This is a genomic window from Cupriavidus sp. BIS7, assembly GCF_000292345.1.
Taxonomy (GTDB): domain Bacteria; phylum Pseudomonadota; class Gammaproteobacteria; order Burkholderiales; family Burkholderiaceae; genus Cupriavidus.
The window spans coordinates 104,412-115,735 of the sequence record NZ_ALOU01000022.1 but is presented as its reverse complement, the minus strand read 5'-3'; the positions used below and the strand labels follow the sequence as shown (position 1 = coordinate 115,735).

9 protein-coding genes are annotated in these 11,324 nt (G+C 64.4%); 3 read left to right on the top strand and 6 right to left on the bottom strand.

The annotated features are described in order from the left end of the window. Positions 1 to 38: 38 nt before the first annotated feature. Entirely contained in the window at positions 39 to 1,577 is a 1,539-nt protein-coding gene (gene garD / locus B552_RS0109810; RefSeq protein ID WP_083860268.1) for a galactarate dehydratase, read from the top strand. A 22-nt stretch (positions 1,578 to 1,599) separates the two neighbouring features. On the opposite strand, the gene B552_RS0109805 is transcribed toward garD, so the two are convergent. Then, entirely contained in the window at positions 1,600 to 2,364 is a 765-nt protein-coding gene (locus B552_RS0109805) for a class II aldolase/adducin family protein (protein WP_019448840.1), read from the bottom strand. A gap of 90 nt (positions 2,365 to 2,454) precedes the next feature. Between B552_RS0109805 and B552_RS0109800 the strand changes: the two genes are divergently transcribed. Further along, on the top strand, positions 2,455 to 3,156 hold the full coding sequence (locus B552_RS0109800) for a Crp/Fnr family transcriptional regulator (RefSeq protein WP_019448839.1): 702 nt from the start codon (positions 2,455 to 2,457) through the stop codon (positions 3,154 to 3,156). Positions 3,157 to 3,181: 25 nt separating this feature from the next. Here B552_RS0109800 and B552_RS0109795 read toward each other — a convergent pair whose 3' ends face one another. From B552_RS0109795 to B552_RS0109770, 5 genes are all read right to left on the bottom strand, one after another. Beyond that, positions 3,182 to 3,550, bottom strand: coding sequence for a 5-carboxymethyl-2-hydroxymuconate Delta-isomerase (locus tag B552_RS0109795; protein WP_026035505.1), 369 nt, complete (start codon positions 3,548 to 3,550; stop codon positions 3,182 to 3,184). Between the two features lie 69 nt (positions 3,551 to 3,619). After that, entirely contained in the window at positions 3,620 to 4,444 is an 825-nt protein-coding gene (locus B552_RS0109790; RefSeq protein WP_019448837.1) for a helix-turn-helix domain-containing protein, read from the bottom strand. Positions 4,445 to 4,452: 8 nt separating this feature from the next. Beyond that, positions 4,453 to 6,030 (bottom strand): AMP-binding protein, encoded by a 1,578-nt coding sequence (locus B552_RS0109785; protein ID WP_026035504.1) that lies wholly within the window; start codon positions 6,028 to 6,030, stop codon positions 4,453 to 4,455. A gap of 195 nt (positions 6,031 to 6,225) precedes the next feature. Next, positions 6,226 to 6,876: an HAD domain-containing protein gene (locus B552_RS0109780; RefSeq protein WP_019448835.1), complete on the bottom strand. Its 651-nt coding sequence runs from the start codon at positions 6,874 to 6,876 to the stop codon at positions 6,226 to 6,228. Positions 6,877 to 7,596: 720 nt separating this feature from the next. Next, positions 7,597 to 9,201: a methyl-accepting chemotaxis protein gene (locus B552_RS0109770; protein WP_019448833.1), complete on the bottom strand. Its 1,605-nt coding sequence runs from the start codon at positions 9,199 to 9,201 to the stop codon at positions 7,597 to 7,599. Between the two features lie 285 nt (positions 9,202 to 9,486). Between B552_RS0109770 and B552_RS0109765 the strand changes: the two genes are divergently transcribed. Further along, positions 9,487 to 11,319 (top strand): phosphodiesterase, encoded by a 1,833-nt coding sequence (locus tag B552_RS0109765; protein ID WP_019448832.1) that lies wholly within the window; start codon positions 9,487 to 9,489, stop codon positions 11,317 to 11,319. Positions 11,320 to 11,324 lie beyond the last annotated feature (5 nt).

Below are 11,324 nucleotides of genomic sequence, written 5' to 3'. Positions count from 1 at the left end.
TCCAAAGCGCGCAGGCCCAACCGGCCGCAACTGCGCCGCTGTACATCCGCATTCACGCCAACGACAACGTGGCGATTGTCGCCAACGACGGCGGCCTGCCGGCCGGCACCGTGTTTCCGTGCGGGCTGACGCTCGTGGAACGCGTGCCGCAGGGCCACAAGGTAGCGCTGGTGGACCTGAAGCAGGGTGACGCCGTCACGCGCTACAACGTGACCATCGGCTACGCGCTGCAGGACCTGCCGCGCGGCAGCTGGGTCAACGAGCGCGTGATCAAGATGCCGGTCGCGCCGGGGCTGACCGATCTGCCGATCGGCACGCGCGTGCCCGAACCGCTGCCGCCGCTGGAAGGCTACACGTTCGAAGGGTTCCGCAATCCGGATGGCTCGGTCGGCACGCGCAACATCCTGGCCATCACCACCACCGTGCAGTGCGTCTCGGGCGTGGTCGAGCACGCGGTGCGCCGGATCAAGGCCGAACTGCTGCCGCGCTACCCGAATGTCGACGACGTGATCGGGCTTGAGCACACGTATGGCTGTGGCGTGGCGATCGATGCGCCCGATGCGATCGTGCCGATCCGTACGCTGCGCAATATCGCGCTGAACCCGAACTTCGGCGGCACCGCGATGATGGTCAGCCTGGGCTGCGAGAAGCTGCAGCCCGAACGCCTGATGCCGCCGGGGACGATCCCGATCCAGACTGGCGCGGGCGAGGTGCAGGTGGGCGTGGTCTGCCTGCAGGACGACAAGCACGTGGGCTTTGCGTCGATGATCGATTCGATCATGGCGATGGCCGAGACGCATCTGGCAACGCTCAATGCGCGCAAGCGCGAAACCGTGCCGGTTTCCGAGCTTGTGGTGGGCGTGCAATGCGGCGGTAGCGATGCGTTTTCCGGCGTGACGGCCAATCCGGCCGTCGGCTTCGCCACGGATCTGCTGGTGCGCGCGGGCGCCACGGTGATGTTCTCGGAAGTGACCGAGGTTCGCGATGGCATTGACCAGCTCACGGCGCGCGCCGCCACGCCGGAAGTGGCCGAGGCCATGATCCGCGAGATGGACTGGTACGACCGCTATCTCGATCGCGGCCGCGTCGATCGCAGCGCCAATACCACGCCGGGCAACAAGAAGGGCGGCCTATCGAACATCGTGGAAAAGGCCATGGGTTCGATCGTGAAGTCGGGCAGCGCGCCGATCACCGGCGTGGTGTCGCCGGGCGAGAAGGTCAGGCAGAAGGGGTTGATTTACGCTGCCACGCCGGCCAGCGACTTTATCTGCGGCACGCTGCAGCTAGCCGCCGGCATGAACCTGCACGTGTTCACCACGGGCCGCGGCACGCCGTATGGCCTGGCCGAAGTGCCCGTGATCAAGGTGGCCACGCGCAGCGACCTGGCGCGCCGCTGGCATGACCTGATGGACGTGAACGCGGGTCGCATCGCCACGGGCGAAGCGACGATCGAGGACGTGGGCTGGGAGCTGTTCCACCTGATGATCGACGTGGCCAGCGGCCGCAAGAAAACCTGGGCCGAGCATCACCAGCTTCACAACTCGCTGGCGCTGTTCAACCCGGCGCCGGTGACCTGACCTGACAGGCTACCGCGATGGATCAATCGCGGTAGCTTGGGTCGAGGCGGTCCAGCTTGCGCAGCAGCGCCGGCCAGGTGATGCCGGCACCCTGGCCCTTGGTAACCATCTGGATGACCTGCGGCATGGTCTCCATGATCTCGGGCCTGACCTCGACGAGTTCGCCGCCGGCCTGGGCGCTGATCTGGATCTGGCAAGTGTTTTCGAACGTGTACATGGCCAGGAATGCTTCGGCCACGTTGGGCCCGACCGTCAGCAGGCCGTGGTTGCGCAGCATCAGGTAGGTCTTGTCGCCCAGATCCCGTTGCAGGCGCGGCTTCTCGTCGTCGCGCAGGGCCACGCCTTCATAGTCGTGGTAGGCCAGTTGCGGGATGACGAATGTGCTCTGCTGGCTGATCGGCAGCACGCCGCATTTCTGGGTGCTCACCGCCACGCCGGCGCGCGTGTGGGTGTGCAGCACGCAGACCACGTCAGGACGGCCGTCGTGGATACAGCTATGGATGGTGAACCCGGCCGGATTGACGGGGAAGGGGCTGTCCTGCAGCTTGTTGCCCTGCTGGTCCACCTTCACCAGACCTGAGGCGGTGATCTCGTCGAACATCAGGCCATAGGGATTGATCAGGAAGTGATGTTCGGGCCCCGGGATGCGTGCGCTGATGTGGGTGAAGACCAGATCCGTCCACCCGTACAGCGCAACCAGCCGGTAGGCCGCGGCCAACTCCACACGCAATTGCCACTCTTCCTGACTGACCTTGCCCTTCAGTGAAGGGATGTTGAGTTCTTGCATCGTCTTGTCTCCTGTTGAAGCAGACTTGCACGGTATAGTCCCGTCGAACCTTCCAACTGTCGCGTTCTTAACGATTTACGTGTTTTCCCTATGAACCACGGCCACGCCGCCCTGATCAGTGCGCTTATGGTGAACCCATGGTTTGCCGCCCTGCCGCCGAGGCTACGCGAATTCATGGTGAGCCGCTCAACGCTGATTCAGCTGCGGCCCGGCGAACAACTGTTTCGGCAGGGAGAGATGCCGCGCGCCTGGTATGGGCTGGTGCGCGGCGAGGTGCACCTGTCCACGCTGCGCGAAGACGGCAAGGAGCACATCATGTCCGTGGCGGAGGTTGGCAACTGGGTGGGGGAGGCCGGGCTGATCGTCATGCAGCCCTATCTGAACAATGCCACTGCCCGAGGCCATGTGGAGGCGCTGGCCCTGCCGCGCGAAGCCTTTGAGGAACTCATGGGCGATGCGGAATTCGCCCGGGCGGTGGCGATACTGGTCACCGGGCGTTTTCGCATGCTCTATGTGGGGCTGTACACCACCTCGCTGCGTTCAACGCGGGCCCGGATCGCGCAACGTTTGCTGCTGCTTGCGCATGGCGATGCCACCGGGACTCCCCAGGCCAGGCAGCGCGTATCGGTGTCCCAGGAGACGCTGGCCATGATGCTGGGCATCACGCGCCAGACGCTGAACAGTGAACTGAAGTGGTTTGTGCAGCAAGGCATCCTGCGCCTGGGCTACCGCAGCATCGAAGTCCTGTCTGAATCCGAGCTGCACCAGGCCAGCGAAATGCACGACAGCTAGCCGTTTCCTGAGCTAGCTTCCGGGACTAACCGCCAACAATCTGCTTGGCGTACGTCGCACGCTCCATCTCGACGACATTCACCGATATCTGCACTGTCTGCCCGGCCGCGCCCGGGCGGACCATTTCCGAGATCGCATTGCACACGAGCTGGCCGAGTTCCTTGCGCATGGCCTGATCGCGGCCGTCCAGGATCTGCAGCGTTGCGTGGACGAATGCGCGATCCACGTTCTCGGTCCCCTGGCGATACGTGGATAGCGTCACGCAGCGCGACTTGATGTCGGGTTCCTGGAACTGCCCGCTCGACAGCAGCGCGGCATTCGCTTCGTCGAGCAGTTCCTCCTGCGAGCATGTCAGGCGCGTGTTCTCGGTGAGTTCGATGACGAGGTGAGGCATGAAACCGGATCCGGTTGATGGCAGGGAACTCGCATCGTACGGCATTCCGCGATATCGCGCCCCGAACTTTCACCGCGTGACGCCGAATGCCGATTCGATCCTGCCAATACTTGTGCGCAACAGCGGACGTACCTTTTCCAGCAGGTGCGTCGGCGGCACAAGCGCATTGGGCCCGCTGCAGCTCAGCGTCATCGGCGGCAGCGACGGGCCGGGGCGGAACGCCAGCGCAATCGAGTTGATGTCGGGCAGCCATTCGCCGAATGACGTGGTGCAGCCAAGCTTGCGTTGCTCGTCAAGGCAGTTCGCCAGAACGCTCTCGGCCTGGGCGGCAGTGATCTTGTCGTCGGTGCGGAACGCGGTCAGCGCCTGGCGCTGCTCCGTCGGCGGAAGGGCCGCCAGATACGCGCGGCCGGCCGCCGTATTGAGGCCGGACACGCGGCTGCCCACGGCCACGCGCAACGTCAGATAGGTTTCGGACTGGCAGTTCTCGAAGATCAGCATGCGGCCGCGATCGCGCACGATCAGCGATGCCACGCCTTGCGACAGATCGGCCAGCTCCTGCATATAGGGCCGGGCCACGGCCAGTACTTCGGCGCCTTGTTGTGCCGCCGGCGCCAATGCCAGCGCGGAGCTGCCAAGCCGGTAGCGCACGGGGTCCGTCAGCGCCTGCAGATAGCCGAGCTCTGTCAGCGTGTGGGTCAGACGCGAAATCGTCGATTTGGGCAGGCCGCAGCGCTGCGCCAGTTCGGCGTTGCCAAGTTCACTGTCGAATGCGCGAAAACACGCCAGCACGTCCAGGCCGCGTGCGAGGGCGGTCACGAAATGGCGGTCTTCCTTGCGCTTGCTGTCCTTGGGGGTGGCGGAGGCATCCGCCGATTCGATCATGTCTTCCATCGCGATGCTCACACGTTGTTCGCTGCAAGCTGCTCGCGCAGCTTTGCCTTGAGAATCTTGCCCGACGGCGCCGCAGGTAGCTGCGCGACGACGCGGATCTCGGCCGGAATCTTGTACGGCGAAAGCCGGTCACGCAGGAAAGTACGTAGCGCCGGTTCGTCGAGCGTCATGCCGCCACGCACTTCGACAAACGCGATCACTTCCTCGTTGCCTTCCACGGCGCGGCCCACCACGGCCGATTGCAGAACGGATGAAAAAGCATTCAGCGATTGTTCGACTTCCTCGGGATACACATTGAATCCCGAGTGGATGATGATTTCCTTCGAGCGGCCGACGATCGACACAGCGCCATCGGGATCAATGCGTGCGAGATCGCCCGTGTGCAGCCAGCCATCGCTGTCGATGGTCTGCGCGGTCAGGTCGGGGCGTCGATAGTAGCCCTTCATGACGTTCGGGCCGCGCACCAGCAGTTCGCCGCTGCCATCGGGCAGGGGCGTGCCCAGGCGGATCTCCACGTCCGGCACGGCGGGGCCGACCGAACAATCGCTGCGCGGGCTTTCAACGCGGGTCTGGCATACGGTAGGCGAGGTCTCCGTCATGCCGTAGCCGTTGTTCAGCACGATGCCGAAAGCCTCTTCGAATGCGGCCTTCAGCGATGCCGTCAGCGGCGCCCCACCGGACTGGGCGATGCGCAGCGAAGGCGTGCGCAGCGACTCGCCGTTCGCACGGCTCCATTCGATCACCTTGGCATACATCGCCGGCACGCCATGCAGAACGGTCAAGGCCTCGTCAACCAGCGTGCGCACAAGCTTGTCCGGACGGAAACGCGGCTCGTAGTAGACCGTCGCGCCATTCGATATCGGCCCGACAAGCAGCACCGAAAGGCCGTACACATGCGAGATCGGCAGCACGCCATAGATGCGGTCGCCCGGCTGCACGCGCGCCTGCATGCGGTTGGAATGACCGATGAACATCAGATTGGCATGCGTGAGCATGACCGCCTTCGAGGCGCCGGTGGTGCCCGTGGTGTAGATCAGCGCGGCCACCTGGTCGCGAGCGTCGGCCTCGACGGGCTCCGCCTGGGCGCTGTCATCGACAGCACCGACCAGCAGGCGCCCCACATGCGGCCATTCGGCCCACTGCGCGCCACGCGCCAGACCGTGCTCGCGCGCTTCGGGGAAATCGCTGTCGAGGTAGAGCGTCACGCGCGCATCTGCGTGCTCGACGATGTTGGCGATCTCGCGTGCCGACAGCCGTGCGTTGACCGGTACCGACCATGCATCGAGCGAACTCAGCGCCAGCAGGATCACCGCGCAGCCAACGCTGTTCTCGGTGACCAGCACCACCCGATCGCCACCGCGCACGCCAAGCTTGGCCAGCGTTTGCGCGGTCTGGCGCACGGCGGCATCAAGCTCCCCATAGCGCAGCGCGCGATGCGCATCCATGACGGCAATGCGTTCCGGATGACCGGCCACCCACGGGGCCATGGTCTGGTGCAGGCGTTGGAAGGCAGGCTGGAAGGGTGTTGCGGAAATGGGGGAGGACTCCGGACCAGAACGGCCAGCGGGTACAGCGGTACTGCGCATGATGTCTCCGGGGAAGGCTTCCGGCGTGATGCCGCCGGTATTCGATGTGTTGCATCGTCCCATCGAAGCTGGGCAGCTGTCAACCGCACCGTGGAATCATAGTTCTGCAAGGCAGAATTGCGGCGGCGCTCAGCCAATGAAAAAGGCCGCAATTGCTTGCGGCCTTTTTTCATCACAGTCTGAGGCGATCAGCGATCAGGCGTGGATCGCAGTGGATTCGAGTTGCTTGCCGGTCAGGCTTGCCACCGCCACGGCCATGGCCTTTTCGCGGGCCTCTTTGGCAGCGGGTGCCGGCATGAAGCGTTCCGGTGCTTCGCGCGCAAGCCGCTGCAGATGCCGCAGCTTTGCCTTGAGGCCCGGTTCAACGCGTGAGTCCGGCGTAACGGTGGACGGGCAGGCCACGCCAAGGATATCTAGCGCGCGGCGGAAGTTGTCGACGGTCAGGCCTTCTGCGGGGGCAACCTGTACGAGGTGGGCGCGCTGTGCTTCGCTGAGCGATTCGGGGGCGGCCGTCGAAATAACGACCCAGGCGCCCGGTGCCGCATGCTGTGCGAACCACGCTTCGATCTCCGCGCCATGGCCGCCGGAGACAGGTGGCGTCATGCCTTCCACCTGCAGATCCAGTTGCTGGAAGATGGCGGCCGGCGTGCCGCGGCGCCATGCGTCCGAGACCACCACGCGCGCACCGGCAATTCCAAACAGGCGGCGCAGATAGCCGAGTGCGATGGGGTCGAAGTACCTGACATCGCGCAGGGTTCCCGTGTTTGGCGTACCGCCCAGGCGGGCAGCGGAGCGGTCCGAATACAGGACGCCGGGGACGTCCAGCATGATGAGGCGTTCAGACATGGGATTCCTGTGGTTGTCAGTCGCTGTTGGGTTGAATCAAGCGTATCCGGCTTTGAGGTGCGATGGGCTACACAAAGTGCGTTCAAGTGCAACAGTTGTGTAACTTGGTCGCTCGACTCGTAAATGCCGGTTACCCCTTGATGTCAGTTGTTTCGTGCAGACACACTGGTCAGCGCTCGGCCAAATTGTCTTGACAATGTCTTCGCCGATACGAACCTGATGCACGCCTCAACGGGCGGTTTGACGCAACGGTTGACAGAAATTTGAAAGGAAATGTTCGTGTAGATGAAACATTCGGTTCGGGCGATTCGGTGCGGTCGTTCAGCGCTTATCAGCGCTTCCGCAGTAACTGCATTTCGAAATGCTCGAACGCGTATTGGCACGTGATGCTGCAAAACAGGTCAGTGCGGCCAACTGGTTTCTCGCACCCGTGACAGCTTCCGCAGGGCTTCAGGCGCGGCGCCCAGTCGCGCCCGGCGGCGTCAAAATCCTCCTGAAACGAGCTGTCGTCCTGCACGGCTTTTCGTAGCATGCGCGCCTTTCGCTAGATCATTCATGGGCCGGCCACGCAACGACCATGGCTCATGTATCAAGCTAGCGGGGGAGCGGCGCGCCGGCAATAGGAACAACCTTAATAATTACGGCAGCGTGCGACGAAGTTGAAGTTGCGCCGCTCCATCGGGTGGAGCAGCGCGGTGCGGTGGAGCGGCGAAGCAAGGCTCAGAAGCGGAATCGGGCGACGTCGGCTTCAAGCGCGGCAGCTTGCTGGTCGAGCAGCGCAGCCTGGCCGGTCACGGCCTGCACGAGCGCGCCGTTCTGTGCACTGGTCTGTTCAAGCCGGGTCAGCGCGTCTCCCACATGGCGGATGCCGGAGGCTTGCTCATCAGCCAGCGTGCGCAGTTCGCCGGCAAGCGTGTGGCTTTGGTTGACGGCGGCTTCGATGCCTTCCATCGCAGCCACAACGCGCGCGCTCAGATCTGCTCCGCGGGAGATTTCCTTCGCGGCGTCGCCGACGATGCCACCGATTTCGCGGGCAGCGGTTGCGCTGCGTTGGGCCAGCGCGCGGACTTCCTGCGCCACCACCGCGAAGCCGCGGCCCGCAGCGCCTGCACGCGCCGCTTCCACTGCCGCGTTGAGCGCCAGGATATTGGTCTGGAACGCGATCCCTTCGATCACGCTGACGATCTCCGAGATATTGCGTGACTGTGCATGAACGTTGGCCATGGCGCCGCTCATGTCGCGCACCGATGCCATGCCGGCCCCGGTCGCTTCACGCGCGCGGGTGGCCATTTCGCTCGACTGTATGGCCTGCGCGTGCGCCTGCTGGACCAGGTCCGTGAGGCGTGTCACCGTTCCGGCAGCTTCATGCAGGGCTTCGGTCTGCAAGCCGGTACGCGTGGCAAGCTCCCGGTTGCCGCTGTCGATGCCTTCACTGGCGGCGGAAATCTCATGCGCGCACTGCTGGATGCGCCCAAGCACGCCGGCCAGTTGATCCTGCATGCTGGCCAGGAAATACAGCAGGCTGCGCTGGTCTTTTGCGCGCACTGCAATGCGTGCGGTCAGGTCGCCGCTTGCAATGCGATTCGTCACGGCTGCGGCATCGCGCGGTTCGCCGCCGAGTTCGCGCGTCAGGCTGCGCGCGGCGATCCATGCGAGCACGGCGGCGGCCAGCAGACTGGCCACGAGCAGGATCGCCATGACGGATTGCGCCGTGATCTGGGCCGCAGCCACACCGGCAACCGTATCCGCTGCCTGGCGGTCCAGCGTTGTGCGTGTGGTCTCGATCAGTGCGCCGAGCTTTTGCAGTTGCTCCCCGACGAAATGTCCGTCAACGGAAACGGAGGCGTCGAACTGCAGCGAATCGAGCGGCTGCTTGCTAATCAACGCAACGAAGTTGTTCATCAGCTCGCCTGCGGTGGCGCGCTCTTTCTGAAGGGCCTGGGCCCGCTGTGGCGCCGCCAGGCGCACGCCATCGACTGCTTCATCGAGCCGTTGCAGCGCCTGTGCGATCTCTGCCGCGGCGGTATCGCGTTCGGCCGAACTGGTGGCCAGCGTCAGCGAAAGCTGGGCGCGCCCAAGCGTTGCCAGTGCCGTTTGCGCTCGCTCGGCCGAGATGGCGCCGCGCATGTCACGCTGGTAAAGCGTGTCGGTATCTCGCTTGAGATGAATGAGATTGACGATGCCGGTGAGCCCGACGATCGCGCCGAACGCGTAGATCAGCACAAAGGCGGCGGACAGCCGTATGACCAGCGGCAGATGCGCGAGTCCTTGCCATACGGATCTGCCGCGCATGACTGGCAGCCCAAGCTTGATGGCTTGCAACACGTGAAACGCTCCTTTTGGGGCCTTGCCCCCAATCCATGACCCGATGCATCGCAACAGGCCGGCCTCTCGGTTGTCACGATGCGGACATGGGGCGCTGGTTCTGCTGCGGCGCAGCGCGATCGTCGGCTAAAAATGTGACAGAGACGTGACATTCCCAAATGGGTGATGCTGTCATGCCAGTGACATATTTCCGCAATGAAATGACGATCGCTTCATTTACCTGCCCCCGTTCAAGCTTTGCTGCAAGAAGGCCGTAGCCGCCTAATCCCCCCTATTCCGCATTTCATGTTGACCGTAGCCTCCCTGTCGGCGACGGCCCCCGATGCCGTGCGCCTGCCACCGCTGCATGCGGTGTTCCAGCCCATCGTGACGCTGGGCAGCGGAGACATCCTGGGCTACGAGGCGCTGATTCGCGGACGGGCCGGATCCCCCTTCGCGGCGCCCGACGCGCTGTTCCGGCTTGCGCAGGCCGGTGGGGCAACCGTGGACCTGGAAGTTGCCGCCGCCCGCACCGCGCTCGATGCCTGGTCGACCCTGAACCTGCCGGGCAAGCTATTCCTGAACTTCAGCCCGCTGACACTGCGTCACTTGCTGACCGGACGCGGTCAGGCCATGGCTGCGTTGCTCGGCGCGGACGGCGCGAGTGGCGGCGCCGCGGCGATTGCGCCGTCGCAGGTCATCATCGAGATTACGGAGCAGACTGCGATCGGCGACGCGGCGAGCTTCGGCCACGCCATGGCGCTGCTGGGCGAGTTGGGCGTGCACTATGCGCTCGACGATTTCGGTTCGGGCCATGCCAACCTCGACATGCTGGCCGACCTGTCACCGCAGTTCATCAAGATCGACAAGTCGCTGGTGCGCGGAATCGGCACGTGCCCGCGCAGGCTGGAGATTCTGCGCGCGATGCTTCGCATGATGGGAGCGTTCGGCGGGCGGATGATCGCCGAGGGCATCGAGACCGCCGAGGAATTGGCCATGGTGCGGGATCTCGGCGTGACGGCCGGGCAAGGCTACTTCCTGGGCCGGCCTGTCACGCAGCCCGGGCGCCACGTATCGCCGGAGGTGCGGGGCGTGCTGGCGTCCAGGCAGATTGCGGTGTTTCCGCAGACCCTGCGTTCGGGATGGTCTGGCATGACGGCGGGCCAGCTACTGCGGCCGGCCCCGACGGTTGGCCCCTCCACGCTCAACGATGAAGTGCTGGCGCGGTTTCACAGCCAGCCAGAACTCCATGCCATCGTGGTGGTCGATGACCACAAGCGGCCGGTTGCGATGATCAATCGACAGAATCTGATTGATCGCTATGCCACACCGTTCCATCGCGAACTCTTTGGCCGCAAGGCCTGCATCATGCTGGCCAATCCGGCGCCCGTCTGTTTCGACAGGCGCGTGAGCCTGGAGGATGTTGCACAGGTTTTCGCGGGCGAGCGTTCGCATGCATTGGCCGATGGATTCGTGATTACCGACGAAGGGCGCTACGTTGGACTTGGCACTGGCGCCGACCTGCTGCGCGCCACCGCCGAGGTGCGCACGGAGGCGGCACGCTATGCGAATCCGCTGACGTTCCTGCCCGGCAATATCTTGCTGAACCAGCACGTGGACCGGCTTATCGACGCTGGCAGCCCGTTCCATGCGTGCTATGTCGACCTGAACCAGTTCAAGTCATTCAACGATCATTACGGCTACTGGAAGGGCGACGAAATGCTCAAGGGAGCCGCGGCGATCCTCTCGCAGGCCTGCGATCCGGCGCGCGATTTCCTGGGCCACGTAGGCGGCGATGACTTCCTGGTGCTGTATCAGGGAGACGACTGGGAGGCGCGCATTCGCGCTGCCATCGCGCGCTTCAATGATGCGGCGCTGATGCTGTACTCGCCGGCGGATCGCGCGGCCGGTGGCATCCAGGGCGAGGACAGGTTCGGCAGGACGGTGTTCTTCGCGCCGGTGACGATGGCCGTGGGTGTGGTGAGCGTCAGTGCCGGGGCGATGGCGACGCTGCGGCTCGGCAGCCAGCATATTGGCGCCGCGGCGGCCGTGGCCAAGCGCAGCGCCAAGCGCGCTGCGTCCGGCGTTGCCTTGATCGACATTGCCGAACTGGCCACACAGGGTGTGCTGGACGTCTAGGCAGA

Bases quoted from the DNA above. Each gene is read 5' to 3' on its own strand.
- B552_RS0109785 (WP_026035504.1), bottom strand. From the start codon at position 6,030: ATGCGCAGTACCGCTGTACCCGCTGGCCGTTCTGGTCCGGAGTCCTCC.
- B552_RS0109800 (WP_019448839.1), top strand. From the start codon at position 2,455: ATGAACCACGGCCACGCCGCCCTGATCAGTGCGCTTATGGTGAACCCA.
- B552_RS0109780 (WP_019448835.1), bottom strand. From the start codon at position 6,876: ATGTCTGAACGCCTCATCATGCTGGACGTCCCCGGCGTCCTGTATTCG.
- B552_RS0109805 (WP_019448840.1), bottom strand. From the start codon at position 2,364: ATGCAAGAACTCAACATCCCTTCACTGAAGGGCAAGGTCAGTCAGGAA.
- B552_RS0109795 (WP_026035505.1), bottom strand. From the start codon at position 3,550: ATGCCTCACCTCGTCATCGAACTCACCGAGAACACGCGCCTGACATGC.
- B552_RS0109765 (WP_019448832.1), top strand. From the start codon at position 9,487: ATGTTGACCGTAGCCTCCCTGTCGGCGACGGCCCCCGATGCCGTGCGC.
- B552_RS0109790 (WP_019448837.1), bottom strand. From the start codon at position 4,444: ATGGAAGACATGATCGAATCGGCGGATGCCTCCGCCACCCCCAAGGAC.